The organism is Gallibacterium genomosp. 3 (assembly GCF_001678475.1).
GTDB classification, from domain to species: Bacteria; Pseudomonadota; Gammaproteobacteria; order Enterobacterales; family Pasteurellaceae; genus Gallibacterium; species Gallibacterium faecale.
This window is the reverse complement of sequence record NZ_JTJR01000013.1, coordinates 27,197-44,083: the sequence shown is the minus strand read 5'-3', so window position 1 is coordinate 44,083 and position 16,887 is coordinate 27,197. Positions and strand designations below refer to the sequence as shown.

At 35.7% G+C, this 16,887-nt stretch carries 12 protein-coding genes and 1 riboswitch; of the genes, 5 read left to right on the top strand and 7 right to left on the bottom strand.

The features are described from left to right. The first annotated feature begins 77 nt into the window (after window positions 1-77). Window positions 78-395 (top strand): LysR substrate-binding domain-containing protein, encoded by a 318-nt coding sequence (locus QV06_RS12165; RefSeq protein WP_082985035.1) that lies wholly within the window; start codon window positions 78-80, stop codon window positions 393-395. Between the two features lie 132 nt (window positions 396-527). Here QV06_RS12165 and QV06_RS03825 read toward each other — a convergent pair whose 3' ends face one another. The 7 genes from QV06_RS03825 to QV06_RS03795 form a co-directional block, all read right to left on the bottom strand. Then, on the bottom strand, window positions 528-1,226 hold the full coding sequence (locus tag QV06_RS03825; RefSeq protein ID WP_065237019.1) for a HEAT repeat domain-containing protein: 699 nt from the start codon (window positions 1,224-1,226) through the stop codon (window positions 528-530). Between the two features lie 234 nt (window positions 1,227-1,460). Further along, complete coding sequence (locus QV06_RS03820; RefSeq protein ID WP_065237018.1) at window positions 1,461-1,811, bottom strand: hypothetical protein; 351 nt, start codon at window positions 1,809-1,811, stop codon at window positions 1,461-1,463. Between the two features lie 286 nt (window positions 1,812-2,097). Next, on the bottom strand, window positions 2,098-2,508 hold the full coding sequence (locus QV06_RS03815) for a DUF2750 domain-containing protein (RefSeq protein ID WP_065237017.1): 411 nt from the start codon (window positions 2,506-2,508) through the stop codon (window positions 2,098-2,100). Between the two features lie 60 nt (window positions 2,509-2,568). Then, window positions 2,569-4,188 carry a hypothetical protein gene (locus QV06_RS03810; RefSeq protein ID WP_065237016.1) on the bottom strand — a complete coding sequence of 540 codons (1,620 nt, stop codon included), beginning with the start codon at window positions 4,186-4,188 and terminating at the stop codon, window positions 2,569-2,571. Window positions 4,189-4,805: 617 nt separating this feature from the next. Next, on the bottom strand, window positions 4,806-12,071 hold the full coding sequence (locus QV06_RS03805) for a hypothetical protein (protein WP_065237015.1): 7,266 nt from the start codon (window positions 12,069-12,071) through the stop codon (window positions 4,806-4,808). 113 nt (window positions 12,072-12,184) lie between these two features. Beyond that, window positions 12,185-12,493 (bottom strand): hypothetical protein, encoded by a 309-nt coding sequence (locus QV06_RS03800; protein ID WP_065237014.1) that lies wholly within the window; start codon window positions 12,491-12,493, stop codon window positions 12,185-12,187. Window positions 12,494-12,688: 195 nt separating this feature from the next. Beyond that, window positions 12,689-13,570 carry a VirK/YbjX family protein gene (locus QV06_RS03795; protein WP_065237013.1) on the bottom strand — a complete coding sequence of 294 codons (882 nt, stop codon included), beginning with the start codon at window positions 13,568-13,570 and terminating at the stop codon, window positions 12,689-12,691. A 177-nt stretch (window positions 13,571-13,747) separates the two neighbouring features. On the opposite strand from QV06_RS03795, the gene argA reads away from it, so the two are divergent. From argA to QV06_RS03775, 4 genes are all read left to right on the top strand, one after another. Then, a complete protein-coding gene (argA, locus tag QV06_RS03790) occupies window positions 13,748-15,076 on the top strand; it encodes an amino-acid N-acetyltransferase (protein ID WP_065237044.1) in 1,329 nt (442 codons plus the stop codon). Window positions 15,077-15,115: 39 nt separating this feature from the next. Continuing rightward, window positions 15,116-15,160: riboswitch (PreQ1 riboswitch) on the top strand. Between the two features lie 3 nt (window positions 15,161-15,163). Next, window positions 15,164-15,829 carry a 7-cyano-7-deazaguanine synthase QueC gene (gene queC, locus QV06_RS03785; protein WP_065234602.1) on the top strand — a complete coding sequence of 222 codons (666 nt, stop codon included), beginning with the start codon at window positions 15,164-15,166 and terminating at the stop codon, window positions 15,827-15,829. Further along, window positions 15,822-16,250, top strand: coding sequence for a 6-carboxytetrahydropterin synthase QueD (queD, locus tag QV06_RS03780; RefSeq protein WP_065237012.1), 429 nt, complete (start codon window positions 15,822-15,824; stop codon window positions 16,248-16,250). The genes queC and queD overlap by 8 nt, the downstream gene beginning before the upstream one ends. Beyond that, on the top strand, window positions 16,250-16,861 hold the full coding sequence (locus tag QV06_RS03775; protein WP_065237011.1) for a 7-carboxy-7-deazaguanine synthase QueE: 612 nt from the start codon (window positions 16,250-16,252) through the stop codon (window positions 16,859-16,861). The genes queD and QV06_RS03775 overlap by 1 nt, the downstream gene beginning before the upstream one ends. Window positions 16,862-16,887: the final 26 nt, after the last annotated feature.

The window sequence follows — 16,887 nt, the reverse complement described above, 5'->3', positions numbered from 1 at the left end:
TTTATAAAAATAACCTTGGTGAAAATCGTTGGTTAATTAAACAACATGATTAATGGCAGCAATATCAAGTTCCTGCCATCTTAACGACAAATAATGGAGAAACTATCTTTTCTGCTTGTTTACATGGATTAGGACTTTGTTTATTACCCGATTGGTCTGTCTATGAAGCATTACAGAAAGGTGAATTAATCCGGTTATTTCCAGATTTAGAAACTGCGATTCATATCGAGCCGAGAAAAATCGCTATGCTATATCCTAATACACGCTACAATTCTTTAAATACTAAAACCGTAATTGACTTTTTCTCTCATATTTTTGGTGAAAATATCATATTAGCAATAACTGCTAGATTTTTATCTTTTTTGAGTTCATCTAATCTAAATAGAAAAATTTAAATCAAAAATTAGGTTAATAACTCCCCCTTCAATTCTCCTTAGATCAAGATCAAAAAATATCATTTTTCTAAATATTTCTATGTAGCGTCTTCTTGCTAAAATACAGATAATAAGTAAAAATAAACCACCTTATTATGCTTTATGATAAATTTCTTTAACTAAAGAGATTAGTTTAATTTTTGATTTATTTATATCTCCACTAATTTCCCCATGAAGATTCTCACTTACTCCTATATTCTTTCCTAAAATATCTTGCAAGCTAATAAGTATCATTGCATTTACCATTTCAGACTTTTCTATAAGTAATCTTGGATATAAGCAATCTATAATTTTATTTTTTAAGTCAGGGTAATTATACCAAATTTGTCTCATTGCTGTAGCAGAAACCCCTCTTAAGTATTCAATCTCATCAGAGTTAAGAATCTGAGATAAAATACTTATTTCTTTTTCCTTTCCTAACCACCCTAATACAATAATACATTTATAACGAACAAGTTCATCATTATTTAATAAAAAATTTGGTATATATTCAATAACCTGAAAAAACTCCATAAGTCCTAAGATTTGAATAATATCAGCTAACAAAGAGTTTTTTATATTCTTATCTAATGCTTTCTCTAATAAAAAGAAGCAAGCCGAAACAGTCCTTTTTGTAAAAGCCCTACATAACCTTTCATGGAGTAGATCATTAGAGTTATCACATATAAATTGATAATGAATATTATAATATTCATTATTTTCATTTTCTAATAATTCGTTTATAAATTTATTATGTTCCTTAAAAGAATTTGTATTTTTTATTTCATCAAATCTTTTAATTAAATCTATCATAGAACACCTAATTATTTTTCTTAATTCCTTTTTATTCCCCACTCCAAATTTATAATACTATTCCACACACACTTAAAACTTAAAGCAAAAAAAATTTTATTTAAATTAATATTATGTTTTATCTTCCACATATAAATTTCGATCATAATTTTTATACACTTTACCCCCCCCCATCTCATTTTTCAAATATTTTCAGTTTAATAAGTATCTTTTAAAAATTAATTTCTTAAAAATTTAGCCACTTAATTTATTTCTTTGCACCCTTATTAAACATTCTGTCATTTCTCTAAACTTATTATAAACATTTACCTTATATTCAAAATTAATGGGAGGCTCTATTTTATATAAATCCTCCTTATCATTATCACATACAAATAAAAATAAAGTATGTAGAAATACATCCAAAAATTCAGATATTATTTTCTCTCTTCCCTCTATTTTATCTACATTTAATAGAAAGAATTTATATGCTCTAATAAGTTGCTTATATTTCCCTATACTAAATTTATTTTTATAATGTAAGTGACAAATGAATGACTTTTTTGACTCTTTACTCAAAACATTAAATAAATCTACTTTATCCATATTTCTCACTCCCTTACTCTATTATTAGCTCTTTATCAATTGAAAACATAAATGGATCTATATTTTCTATTTAAATTATACAGCTCTACTTCATGTTAGTTCTTATATAAAATATCTATATAAAAACGCTATATTTAATCCTTCATAAATTTAGTCTGTTCTTTTATAGAATATTAGATCTTTTATATTTAATAATATTTTTAGGTTATACTTTAAAATTTTTCTGAAATCTAATAAAAAATATTATTTCTGTCAAACCTAAACAATACCTAAATAATAATAAGTTTTATAGATATGTTAACTCATAACTTTCTCCGAAATATTCACAAGCATATTCATCTATATCTCTAGCAAAATCTTTAGGATGAACAATAAAGTTTTCTGCATTTTCTCTAGGAAAAATAGATAAAAAGTAGTTGTTTTCAATTAAATTTGGAATGAAATCTAATAAGAACTCTTCCAATGAAATACTATAAGGTTTAGCCTCTTTCCATTCATTAGTAGCATTTAATTCTGCAAAAATTTTTTCAGGCCAAATAGGGAAGTAGATTTGCTCTTCATTGCCATAAGTTAATATTCCATCATCATCCAAAACCCAAACTTCCTCATATTCAGAAATTCTTTTTATTGACAGTAAATAAATTTCTTCTATTTTTAATGATAAAATTGAGTTAATTTCTTTTTTTCGATTGGTCATAACAGTCTATTTTATAGAGTTATAATATCAATAAGAAATATCTTTACCTTTTAAATATAATCAGAATATTCCATAGGAATATTCATACGGTACTTCATTGATATCAAGTGATAATCCCAGTCCAACTTGAATTAAATATACCACTCTGTCATATTCATATATCCCTGCCTTTCCAAATAATTTAGGAATAGGTATATCATTACATGGTTCAAATTCACTATTGTATGCTTTTCCAGCATATTCAAATCTTAAATTTTCAAGTATATTTTTATTAATATAATCAATACTTGTAAACTTCACGAAAAACTCTGTCCACCATACTCTTTTATTCACGTTTGTTGGTGGCGCTATTAAATCCAGACTTTCTAATTTATATATAAAATCATTAATAGAAAACTCTGTTATTTCATCTGTACAATAATGAGGTAAGATAACCGTTATGACTACATTATCCTCTATTCTTTTATCTAATTGAGTCAGTACAACCAATCCAAAATAATATTTATTATTGATTCTATAATAAAAAATATCCCCAGATTTTAGTTTTGGTATACCTGTTATAGAGTTATAATACCAATAAGGAATTTCTTTACCTTTTAAATATTTTTCATAATCAGGATCCATATAATATTTATATGGTGCACTGATATCAACGGATAATCCTAGTCCAACTTCAATTAAATATTCCACTCTGTCATATTCATATATCCCTGCTGTTCCAAATAATTTAGGGATAGGTATATCATTACATGGTTCAAATTTACTATTGTATACTTTTCCAGCACATTCAAATCTTAAATTTTCAAGTATATTCTCACTAATATAATCAATACTTGTAAATTTCACGAAAAGCTCTTTCCACCATGCTCGTTTATTCGTGTTTATTGGTGGCGCTATTAAATCCAGACTTTCTAATTTATATATAAAATCATTAATAGAAAACTCTGTTATTTCATCTGTGCAATAATGAGGCAAAGCAACCGTTATGACTATATTATCCTCTATTCTTCTATCTAATTGAGTCAGCAAAATTAATCCAAAATAATATTTATTATTGACTCTATAATAAAAAATATCCCCAGATTTTAGTTTTGGTCTGCCTGTTATAGAGTTATAATACCAATAAGGAATCTCTTTACTTTTTAAATATTTTTCATAGAAAAAGCTCGTATAATATTTATATGGCGCTTCATTGATATCAACGGATAACCCCAGCCCAACTTGAATTAAATATTCCACTCCTTCATACCCATATGCCCCCACACTTCCCAATAATTTAGGAGTAGGGACATCATTACATAGTTCAAATTGACTATTGTATACTTTTCCAGCATATACAAATCTTAAATTTTCAATGATAGTAATATAATCAATACCTGTAAATTTTACGAAAAACCCTTTCCACCATGCTCTTTTATTAATAGTTATTGGTGGCGCCATTAAATCTAGACTTTCTAGTTTATATACAAAATCATTAATAGAAAATTCTGTTATTTCATCCGTGCAATAATGAGGCAAAGCAACCGTTATGGCTGTATTATCCTCTATTCTTTTATCTAATTGGGTCAGTAAAACCAATCCAAAATAATATTTATTATTGATTCTATAATAAAAAATATCCCCAGATTTTAGTTTTGGTCTGCTTTTTTTTATAAATTGTAAATCTATTTCTTTTGACATTTATTAATCCTTCTAGTTGTTTTCCATTAATAGTTGCATTTTTTAAATAATACTTAATGATTTGCCTCTAACTCTATTTATTTTTACATTTACGAATCCCTAACTTAGATGCTACTATAGGATCATTTTTACGAATCCAATTCTCGCCCCAAGAAACGGCATCATTATAAATTTTTCTTTTAGGGCTTATACTATTAATGATATTTTCTCCTTTAAAACCAGCTAGTCTTCTATTATGTATTATTGCTTATTCTATCGCTCGAGCTTGATTTTTTGTTAAATTGCCTGTGTTTGATAATAACTCTATCTGTTCTTTTGTGCCACTCTATTCAATAGACATTCTGTTAAAAACTATTCGTAATGCCTGTATATATCTCGCCAATATAATTGGAATAATTAGATCTTTCTTTATTGATCCATTTATCAAATAAAATAGTTTTCACTCTCAAGGATAGGGGCATAATAGAATGGGAAAGATTGTAAGCTAGTCACTTTCTTGAGCGTAGCACTGCTTTGAAAATAGCAGAGGGAGGCAAGCTATAGATGACAGCACCTCTTTATATTAGATAATGAATCCAATTTTGAGGTGCAAGTCATTATTAATGATAAACTAAAAATTAAAAGCTAATTTTAACTCCAGCATTTACCTCGTTAGATTGACGCCCTGCATCACCGAAAGTACGAGATATATCTAGGTATAAGGAAGATCCAGAGATAAACTGCATTGAAGCACCAACTCCTGTACGATACCAAGTTCCTTTATTTTCTACTTCCCAGTTATATTTAGCAAAGGAATCTACTTCCACTTTTTGAGTGCCAGCAAACTCACGATAAATATCTACTGAGCCATAGAAATTCACTTTCTTATCATTATAAGAGAGTGTTTGCCCTACTAATAAGCCTGTTCTACCTTGTACACTATCTGCTTTCTTCACATTGACATTAGCATCATACATAGTTAGGTAATCGCCTTGTACTAAGGTATATTGTAATTGCGCCTGTGGAATGGCATACCAACCATTACCAAGGTTAAATTGCATACCATATTCCGCACTAACAGCAACATAATCATTACGCATTTTTGTCGTTGTCGTTTCATCTAATACGTTTGCATCAGTATTAACTCTACCAATTGCTCCAACAACATTAGCGTAACCACCATTACCAAAGCGAGTAGTATTATACAATTTAGTAACTACCTTATCCACAGCAATATCCCCATGGGTAATGTCTCCATTTGAACGTGTATATTCAATAGAAACCCCTGTTCGATTTGCTCCATGTAAGCGATCATAGCCAATTTCAGTTTGGTTAGCTTGTAATTTTACGCCTTGCTTATCATAACCAATATGACCATAGCGAGCCCACACGCCATCTTGTGCAACTTGATTACTATCTAATCCAAATTGTCCAAAACGACCTGAACGAGCAGAACCAATCATATCCGTTGCTAACATAAAGCCACCAAATGCGATGTCATTCAAATTATGCAGTGCATTATCATTGATACCAATAGATTGGATAGTTGCATAATAGAAATCACCTGCATTAATACCAGCTTGATTTAAGAACAATTTATCATTGTCAGTTGCATTAGCGACTTTATCATGTCCAAGGAAAACATCTAATACATCAAAACCTGAACCAATTGGATTTGAATTAGTCTTAAAGACTTCTGCATCTGTTGGATTAATTACTCCTGCAAATGGTACACGGCTAATTCCATTAGCCAATTTCGCTTGATCTTTTAAGTCAAGCACAAATTGCTCATATTTCTCTTTATCTGCTAATTGTAGAGTTTGCCCTTCGACCGGCGAATTAACAAAATGAAGATAGCTATTTTGTTGTGGATCAACAGACAAGTTCACCTTATAAATATTTTTACCAGTACCTGGATTGGTAATTTTTAATACTGAACCTGGATTAGAAACATCAAGTGTTGCCCCATTTCCTTCAAAATTTACTAGCTCTGCATTAGGACTATTAATTTTTACAGTACTATTTTCAGCTTGTTTAATAGAGTCAATGATAGCTTTCGTTGTCGCATTAATTGTAACAACACCACTCTCTTCAGCAGTAATTGGTTTGTTAGTTGTCACTGTTTCACCAGTGATAGTAATCTCCCCTTGATTACTCGCTTTAATCTCACCATTAGTAGTAATATTTTTACCATCAAGCGTAATTTGACCATTATTTTGTGCAATTAATGCTGCATCTTCAGCTGTAGTAATCGTATCAGCTTTAACTTCAACTTGGCTACCACTACCATCTGCTACAACATCCTTGCCAATATCCACTTGTGTATTTCCTTTGACACTAATTTGCCCACCATCTGATGCTTGTAGTTTGCCTTCAGTAGCAACAGGATTTCCAGTTAAAGTAACTTGTGATACTTGCTCACCTTTCTTACCTTCAGCCGTTACAGAACCTGTCGTTAGTTTATCTGCTGTACTAACTTCTACCTTACCGCCATTCTGTGCTAATAGAGATTTTGCTGGCGATTCAGTTAGATCTAAAGCACCTTCTGTTTGCTTCACAACCGTACTACCACCATTATTTGCAGTAATATCACCACCTGGTTTAACTGTTTTTGCTGTAACAGAGGTTGCACCGCCATTATCAGAAGAAATTGATCCTTCTGTTTGAACTGTACCTTGTTCAGCCGTTACTGTAGTTTTACCTTGATTATTAGAAGTAATATTCTTCGCTGATACTGCTGGCGTATCGCCACTATCAGACTGGTGTGCTGTCACTGTAACTACACCTTGATTATCAGAAGTAATATCTCCTGTAATAGCAGCTGTTCCTGTATCAACTGTAACTGTAGATTTTTCGCCATCCGCTTTTAGACCATCAGTTCCCGTTACTTTAGTTGTACCAGTCGGTGTTGTAGTAATTTGCACTGAAGCCCCACTTTCAGCTGTCGTATTACCCGCTACAGTTACATTATTTGTTGCTGTCTTATCGCCGATAGCTACTTGCCCTTGATTTTCAGCTTGTATATCCCCAGTGGTTGAAATGCTCTCCCCTTTCACATTAACAGTAGCATCTTTACCATCAGCCGTAACCTCTGCAATAACTGTGGTATCAGTATCATTATCACCAATAATCACATCACTATGAGCATTTGCTGTAATTGCTTTCGCCACCGTTACAGAATTTGATCCATGTACTTCAACGGTTGCCTTATTACCATCTTCTCCTGAAGCTGTAATTGATGAATTAATAGTTGCTGTTGCATTCTTGCTACCTTCTTCTGCACTACCAATTTTTACGGTACCACCATTCTGTGCTGTAACCATACTTTGGTTACTATCTCCTACCGTAATATCTTTTGCATTAACAGTAACTTCTGAATCTTTACCTGATGCAGAAATTGATCCAGTTACACTAGATTTGCCCTCATCATCTGTAGTAGCAGTTACACTCACTGTACCACCACTTTCTGCTGTTACTGCACCTGAAACTGTCGCTGTTTTAGTGTTATCACTGCCAATCGTAATATCACCTCTATTACTTGCTTTTACATCTTGTTCAGCCGTTGCTGTACCTGTACCTGCTACAGTAACACTTGAGCCATCACCAGTCGCTTCGATAGCACCTTTCGCTGTTGCAGTTGTAGTATTCGCTCCCCCAATCGTAACAGCACCTTTATCTGATGCAGTGATTTTACCTTCATCACCTGCTGCACCCGCTTCTGCGGTTTTACCTGTAACAGTTACTGCTGAATCTTCACCTGTTGCGGATACGCCACTTTCTGCTACTGCTTTGCTCTCTGGATCGGTAGTTGAAGCAGTTACACTGACTTTACCACCTTGAGTTGCTTCAATAGCACCTTTCGCTGTTGCTGTTGTGGTATCTGTACTGCCAATCGCAACAGTCCCTTTATCTGATGCAGTGATTTTACCTGCATCACCTGCTGCACCCGCTTCTGCGGTTTTACCGGTAACAGTTACTGCTGAATTTTCACCCGTTGCAGATACGCCACTTTCTGCTACTGCTTTGCCCTCTGGATCGGTAGTTGAAGCAGTTACGCTGACTTTACCACCTTGAGTTGCTTCAATAGCACCTTTCGCTGTTGCTGTTGTGGTATCTGTACCTCCAATCGTAACAGCACCTTTATCTGATGCAGTGACTTTACCTGCATCACCTGCTGCACCCGCTTCTGCGGTTTTACCTGTAACAGTTACTGCTGAATCTTCACCTGTTGCAGAAACGGATCCAGTTACACTAGCTTTACCCCCATCATTTGTAGTAGCAGTTACACTAACTTTACCACCTGTATTTGCGGTAACGGCACCTGAAACTGTCGCTGTTTTTGTACTATCAGAGCCAACTGCTACTGCACCTTTCTCTGTTGCCGATGCACTACCTGCACTCGCAGTTTCTGTACCTTTAATCGCAACCGTTGAACCATCACCATCAGCAGAAACACCGCCTGTTACTGATGCTGTTGTAGTGTTATCTCCGCCAACCGTAACATCACCACCATTACTTGCTTTTACATCTTGTTCAGCCGTTGATGTGCCTGTGCCCGCTACAGTAACACTTGAATTATCACCAGTTGCTTCAATAGCACCTTTTGCTGTTGCTGTTGTAGTATTTGCACCACCAATCGCAACGGTCCCTTGATCTGATGCCGTGATTTTACCTGCATCACCTGCTGTACCCGCTTCTGCGGTTTTACCTGTAACGGTTACTGCTGAATTTTCACCCGTTGCGGATACGCCACTTTCTGCTACTGCTTTGCCCTCTGGATCGGTAGTTGAAGCAGTTACACTCACTGTACCACTACTTTCTGCGGTTACTGCACCTGAAACTGTCGCTGTTTTAGTGCTATCAGAACCAACTGTTACAGCACCTTTATCTGTTGCTGCTGCACTGTCCGCTGTTGCACTTTCTGTACCTTTAATCGCAACTGTTGAGCCATCGCCATCAGCAGTTGCTGCGCCAGTTACGCTTGCGCTTTTTGTCGTGTCAGAGCCAACTGTTACTGCACCTTTATCTGTTGCTGCTGCGCTACCTGCACTCGCACTTTCTGTACCTTTAACCGTAACCGTTGAATTTTCACCAGTTGCAGTTGCTGCACCAGTTACGCTTGCATTTTTTGTCGTATCACTACCAACTGTTACAGCACCTTTATCTGTTGCTGCTGCACTGTCCGCTGTTGCACTTTCTGTACCTTTAATCGCAACTGTTGAGCCATCGCCATCAGCAGTTGCTGCGCCAGTTACGCTTGCGCTTTTTGTCGTGTCAGCACCAACCGATACTGTACCTTTCTCTGTTGCCGATGCGCTACCTGCACTTGCAGTTTCTGTACCTTTAATCGCAACCGTTGAACCCTCACCATTGGCTGTTGCTGCACCAGTTACGCTTGCGCTTTTTGTCGTATCAGAACCAACCGATATCACACCTTTATCTGTTGCTGCTGCACTGTCCGCTGTTACACTTTCTGTACCTTTAATCGCAACCGTTGAACCCTCACCATTGGCTGTTGCTGCACCAGTTACGCTTGCGCTTTTTGTCGTATCAGAACCAACCGATACTGCACCTTTCTCTGTTGCTGCTGCGCTACCTGCACTCGCACTTTCTGTACCTTTAACCGTAACCGTTGAATTTTCACCAGTAGCAGTTGCTGCACCAGTTACGCTTGCGCTTTTTGTCGTGTCAGAACCAACCGATACTGCACCTTTCTCTGTTGCTGCTGCGCTACCTGCACTCGCACTTTCTGTACCTTTAATCTCAACCGTTGAACCCTCACCATTGGCTGTTGCAGCGCCATTAACTGATGCAGTAGTTGTTGTAACATCACCCAGTGTAACTGCCCCTTTATTTGCTGCTTGAACATCGCCTGTGGTTGAGATTGTTGCACCTTTTACGGTAACAGCTGCATCTTGATCATCTGCTTTAATCGTACCATCAACAGTAGTCGTCGTTGTTGCACTATTCCCTACATTTACCGTGCCACCTGTACCATCACCTGTGCTATCAGCTGTACCGTTACCTGCCGTAATATTACCTGTAGTTACCGCACCTTTTTCACTACCACTATTAACATTTACAGTACCAGATTTATCTGCTTTAATATCACCTACTTTAGTTACACCAGCATCTGTTGGATTAGTATTAGCAACTGTCACTGCACCACTATCCGTAGCCGTAATATTGCCTGCTGTTACATTTTTATTGATATTTTGACCTTTAATCGTAACCGTTGAGCCACCACCATTGGCTGTGGTATTACCTGTAATATTGGTATCTTTTGTTTCATTGTCCCCTAATGTGACAGCACCACTAGCACTAGCCGTAATATCTTTCGTCACTGAGATAAGATCTGTCGCGTGTACTGCTACTGTGCTACCTGCACCTGTTGCAGTAATGGTTGAATTAATAGTCGCTTGTGCATTTTTATCTTCGGTACTACCAATAGTTACAGTACCGCCATTTGTTGCCTCAATTGTTTTACTATCAGCACCAACTGTTACTTCCTTACCATTTACTTGTACTTGAGCTGCTGTACCCGTTGCAGTAACTGAACCTGAGATATGAGCGCTACCGCCATCTCCAGTAGAACCAATCACTTTTACTAAACCATGTGAATTAGCAGTAATATCATTCGTAACGCTTGCATTCTTACCCAAAACAGAAACTGTTGCGGTGTCTGAATCTGTACCTGTTGCTGAAATTGTTCCATTTAATGTTGCTGTACCAACGCCCTCTTTACCTAAAGTAACATCTGCCCCGTTAGACGCTCGAATATTCCCATCTACAGTTGAACTTTCAGTCCCCGTAATAGTAACTGTTCCAGCAGTAGATGTAATTGCGCCAGTAACTGCAGAATTGCGGGTATTTTCACTACCAATATTAATATTTCCACTACTTCTATTAGTAATTGCACCATTTACAGCAACAGTTTCACCACCTAAACTAATAGAGCTTGTGTCTGTTGATGTTAAGGCTCGAGCTGCTGTAACCGTAACAGTTTTAGTACTTGTATCGCCAATTGATATTTTACCATCTCCTTGCCCAAGGATTGAATTAGCCACATTAATTGAATAACCTGTAACACTAATATTACTTGGGCGTGTTCCACTTCTTCCCCCTAAGTTAGTTGCTCCAATCTGTGTATTAATAACAACAGTATCATCTGTATTATTCCCACCTATAATACTTATATGAGCACCAGATGTTGCACTGATACCACTATTCACCTCCTGATTCTTATCAATACGAATATGTTTTCCTTTAATTGTAATATTAGATTGATCATCTCCAGCTTGGACACTACCATATATAGTCACTTGTGATGTATTTTGATCACCAATATTGAGATTACCTCCTGTCAAATTAGCATTATCACTTGTTGTCCCTGAAGTACCAACAATAACTACTCGGCCTCTACGATCTTGACTACCAAGCGTAATTGTATTCCCTCTAATCTGTACTTGTGTATTTGCATTAGTAACTTTGGTTTGTCCTTTAATAGTCGTTGAACTTGACTCACTCTCTTTTCCTACTGATATTGATGAATTTCCATCTGCTCGAATAGAAGCACTATTGTCTGGTGAACTTGAATCGGGTGGAGCAGAAACATTAATTATATTTGCATCAATATTAAGAATTGCTCCTGCTGATGCATTAATACTATTTTTAGTTCCATCATTAGCCTCCCCGATAGTAACTTCATTACCTCGGATACTATGAGAACCACTAGAGATCTCAACATATTTATTAATAATGACAGTATCTCCCTCATTACCAATATCTGCATTTGAAATATTATCCTGAGTTATATTCTCAGCAAACGCTATACCCCCCCCCATAGAGATTGTTGAGCCAACTAATAAACTCACAAAACTTTTTTTAAAGTAACTTTTTTTCATAATATATTTCCTCATCCAATAAATTCTTATTTATAAAACTACTTATTTATTAATAATCGTTCGGCATTATATAAAAACTAGTAAAAATTTCAAAAGACCACATACTAATACTTTTAGTCTTTCACATCAAAAAATACCATTAACAAGAATACCCAAATAATTCTCAATGCTGGGCCTAATAAACCAATCACGATGCCGCCTAAACGTAATTCTAACGCATTAAACTTATGCGAATAGAATAAAACCAATAATGAATTAGCAGTGGCAATCATCATCATTGTTGAGGGAATGGGAAGTATATTACTCATCAACATTGACATAATGAAGATAAGCATTATTAATCCTAATAAAATATTTTGTAGATTTTTACCAAACTTTGGCAACATTCCTTTGAGGAATAACAGATCTAACTCTGTTTTCATCACTTCCACAATCGGGTGCTTGGTGAATTTTTTGGCGATGTATAAATAGAATCAGACATAAAAACTTCCTCTTTTTGCCTAATAATCACCTGAATTGATTATAGTAAAAAAGAGAGTTACTACTCTGCCTTACATCACACTTTTAAGGCATAAGAAATTGAATTTATTAACAAATAATTTATATTTTTGAAACACTTAACAGTGTGCTTGAATTCCTGCTTCAATTTGAGCAAATAGCTCATAACGTTTTCGATACATCGACCGTTTTTTACTTTGAATTTCTTCTAACGAGCGCTGTTCAACTTGTAGTGGTAATAACCAATAATCATTCTGATAAGTCGCGCCATTTTCTTGCCAAAACTCATCATAATTCATATAAATTTTTTTACTGCCGTGCAACCGAATCTTTGTTTGATAACGGTGTGGAATACCGACTAATTGCAGTTGCCAATGTTGGGCTAACCATTTAAAACACTCTACTAACATAAACATTGGTCGCATACCATGTAGTTGTTTGGTCAAACGTTTCACAATTTCTGCCGCATTTTCACCTTTAGGTCCTTGCATACTGGCAATTAATAGGCGATTTCCTTCGATAATCGCAAAAGAAGCATCATAATAACGCTGTTCCGTATCATCTTTAATATTAATAGAAAATAATCCCTCATAAGGATCAATTTGATTAATATTAAGATGTAAACGTAAGCCATTACCCAATTCTGCTAGTTGAATCGTGCCTGTTGTCACTAATTGCTGACAGCGTTCCTCACCTAACAATTTTTCTATCATCATAAACGTATTTTGTAGTTGTAGCGTACGTTGCACTGGTGAAAAACGTTTATCACAGTAATGAAATAAGATCGTATGGAAGCGATGTTTATGTTCTTGGAATACAGGTAACCAAACTGAATGTGCATTCAAAAATTGAATAAATTGATTCCCTGCTTGATAGCTGGCTAAACGCCGTCCAAAATAACGTAATACATGGCGGATCTGTTTTAACAAACGTTTTTCCTGCCCTAATGGATACATTTCTCTTACTGTCGGAAAGTGGGTAAAAGGTTGTTGTTCTGACATATTTTTCTTCATTATTAAGTTAAGTGACGTTATTCTATGTAACTCATTGCCATGTGTAAAATTTTACTGCTGTCTTTTTTGATTAAATCATAGAATTACCTTGCAAATCGCCATTTTTTGCATATAAAATCATTTTTATTACATAATTATTCAAAAATAATAATAGGAAGTTTTATGATCCGCAGCACTGAACTCGTACAATGGTTTCGTCAATCTACCCCCTATGTTACTGCGCACAGAGGGAAAACCTTTGTCATTATGTTAGATGGTTATACCACCGCCAGCCCTAATTTTATTAATATTATTGATGATATTAGCTTGTTGCACAGTCTAGGTATCAAATTGGTGATCGTATTTGGCGCAAGAAAACAGATCAATGATGCTTTACACCTTGCACAAATTGAAGAACGCTATCACAAAAATATTCGTGTTACCGATGCAGAAACGTTAAAAATCGTCAAACAAGTTGTAGGAAGTTTACAGCTTGATATTACTGCTCGCCTCTCGTTACGGATGAATAATATTACCCATAGTGGTGTACCTAATGTGGTAAGCGGTAACTTTGTCATCGCTCAACCAATTGGCGTTGATGAGGGAGTCGATTATCAATTAAGTGGCAAAGTACGTAAAATTGATAGCGAGGGCATCAAACAGCAATTAGAACAAAATGCGATTGTGGTGATTGGGCCTATTGGCGTATCTGTTACTGGCGAGAATTTTAATCTCGCTTTTGAAGAACTAGCCGCACAAATTGCAATTAAAGTTAAAGCAGAAAAAGTGATTGGCTTTTGTGAACAGCAAGGTATTCTTGATGAAAATCAACACGTTATACCAGATCTCACGCTACTTGCTGCCGAACACCATCTACAACAATTTATTGCTAATAACCTTTACCATAGTTCAGAAGCACGATTCTTACAAACTGCCTTAGAAGCTTGCCGTAATGGCGTAAAACGCGCTCACTTATTAAGTTATTTAGAAGATGGCGCTTTATTGCAAGAATTATTCTCACGAGATGGGATTGGCACGCAAGTATCATTAGAAAGCTCTGAAATTGTGCGGATCGCCACCATTAAAGATATTCCAAACTTATTGGCTTTAATTCAACCGCTTGAACAACAAGGCATTCTCGTTAAACGTTCTCGTGAACAGTTAGAGATGGAAATTAATCACTATACTGTGATTGATCGTGATGGTGTGATGATTGCGTGTGCTGCATTAAACCCCTATTTCGATGAAAAAATGGCGGAAATGGCTTGCGTAGCAGTTCACCCTGATTATCGTAATTCTGCTCGTGGTGATATTTTACTCTCTCATATCCAAAAACGCGCAATTGCATTAGGCATTGAAAAACTATTTGTACTTACCACGCGTACAGTACATTGGTTCCAAGAACGTGGCTTCAAGATTGCTAATGTTGAAGATTTACCAACTGAAAAAAGAGAAAAATATAATTACCAACGGCGTTCAAAAATCCTAATTCAAGATTTAAAACAAGAAAATTAATTGAGTTTCCAACAAAATTCGCTAGAATGACGTCCTTTGATTGTCGTGGTTCGCAAACCTCCCACGTTAAAAAACTAGGAACACATTATGCAAAACAAAAAAGCGGTCGTCATTTTTTCTGGCGGTCAAGATTCTACTACTTGTTTATTACAAGCTCTACAAACTTATGGCAAAGACAATGTGGAAACTATTACTTTCCAATATGGACAACGTCACCATATTGAATTGGAAAAAGCACGTTGGATTGCCAATGACCTCGGTGTAAAACAGACAATTATTGATACTTCTGTTATTACAGCAATTACCCACAATGCACTATTAGATGCAGAACAAACTATTTCACAAAAACAAGGTGAATTACCGAATACGTTTGTGGATGGACGTAATGCATTATTCTTATTGTATGCTGCTATCTATGCTAAAAGCCAAGGCATTAGTGACATCATTACTGGCGTCTGTGAAACAGATTTTAGCGGTTATCCTGATTGTCGCGACATCTTCATTAAATCAATGAACGTGACGCTCAATTTAGCGATGGATTACCAATTTAATTTAATCACACCATTAATGTGGCTCACAAAAAAAGAAACTTGGGCATTAGCTGACCAACTCGGCAAGTTAGATTATGTTCTGCAACATACGCATACTTGTTATGAAGGTGTCGAAGGTGGCTGTCATCATTGCCCTAGCTGTCTTTTGCGTGAAAAAGGATTGAACGAATACCTTGCAAGCAAAGGACAGTCTGATGTTTAAAGTTGCAAAAGAATTTAGTTTTGATATGGCTCATCTATTAGATGGGCATGATGGCAAATGTCAAAATTTGCATGGGCATACTTATAAATTACAAGTCATTGTAGTAGGTGAAACTCAAACAGATGGCGCCAAAAAAGGTATGGTCTTGGATTTTGCTGATTTAAAACAAGCCGTAAATCAACATATTTTACAACCAATGGATCATGCTTTTATTTATGATCAAACCAGTGAACGTGAGCAAAAAATTGCAGCATTACTGAATGAACTACATTCTAAAACTTTTGCTTTACCGTATCGGACAACCGCTGAAAACCTAGCTCACTTTATTTTTCAGCGATTACAAGCGCATCTGCCATTTACCATTGATAGTATCCGTCTTTGGGAAACGCCAACTTCATTTGCAGAATATAGGCAGGACTAATGCAAACGCGCTATCGAATTGTTGAAATTTTTGAAAGTTTGCAAGGCGAAGGGTTCAATACAGGTATGCCTGCGATTTTCGTTCGCTTTGGTAAATGTAATTTAGCCTGCCCTTGGTGTGATACTGATTATCAACAGTTTGACACCATGACCTTACAGCAAATTGCTGATCAGGTTGCTGTTTTTAAGAGTAAAAATATTATTATCACAGGCGGAGAACCTACTATTCAGCCACAGTTAGGGAAATTATTGGCTTATTTTAAGCAACAAGGCTATTTTCTAGCGATTGAAACCAATGGCTTAAAACCAGTTCCCGCAGAAATCGACTATATTGCCACCAGTCCTAAACGACTATATCAGCATAAATATCAACAATCTTGTATCAGCTCTGCTGATGAAGTCAGGATTGTGAACGATGGCGATGACATTATTGATTTTTGCCAACAAATTGCACAAAAAATTAAGGCAACACACTATTATCTTTCCCCGTGTGAACAACAAGGCGAATTCAATTTATTGGATACAATTCGTAAACTCGGGCAGCTGAATGCAACCTCGACAATCAAATGGCAACTCAGTTTACAAACACATAAGCTAATCGGGATTGAATAATCACAAAAATAAGCAATCGTTTGCGT

What these genes read in the sequence shown, in the direction of transcription:
- QV06_RS03825 (WP_065237019.1), bottom strand. Translation starts at nt 1,226, where the DNA reads ATGATAGATTTAATTAAAAGATTTGATGAAATAAAAAATACAAATTCT.
- QV06_RS03820 (WP_065237018.1), bottom strand. Translation starts at nt 1,811, where the DNA reads ATGGATAAAGTAGATTTATTTAATGTTTTGAGTAAAGAGTCAAAAAAG.
- QV06_RS03815 (WP_065237017.1), bottom strand. Translation starts at nt 2,508, where the DNA reads ATGACCAATCGAAAAAAAGAAATTAACTCAATTTTATCATTAAAAATA.
- QV06_RS03810 (WP_065237016.1), bottom strand. Translation starts at nt 4,188, where the DNA reads ATGTCAAAAGAAATAGATTTACAATTTATAAAAAAAAGCAGACCAAAA.
- QV06_RS03805 (WP_065237015.1), bottom strand. Translation starts at nt 12,071, where the DNA reads ATGAAAAAAAGTTACTTTAAAAAAAGTTTTGTGAGTTTATTAGTTGGC.
- QV06_RS03800 (WP_065237014.1), bottom strand. Translation starts at nt 12,493, where the DNA reads ATGAAAACAGAGTTAGATCTGTTATTCCTCAAAGGAATGTTGCCAAAG.
- QV06_RS03795 (WP_065237013.1), bottom strand. Translation starts at nt 13,570, where the DNA reads ATGTCAGAACAACAACCTTTTACCCACTTTCCGACAGTAAGAGAAATG.
- queC (WP_065234602.1), top strand. Translation starts at nt 15,164, where the DNA reads ATGCAAAACAAAAAAGCGGTCGTCATTTTTTCTGGCGGTCAAGATTCT.
- queD (WP_065237012.1), top strand. Translation starts at nt 15,822, where the DNA reads ATGTTTAAAGTTGCAAAAGAATTTAGTTTTGATATGGCTCATCTATTA.
- QV06_RS03775 (WP_065237011.1), top strand. Translation starts at nt 16,250, where the DNA reads ATGCAAACGCGCTATCGAATTGTTGAAATTTTTGAAAGTTTGCAAGGC.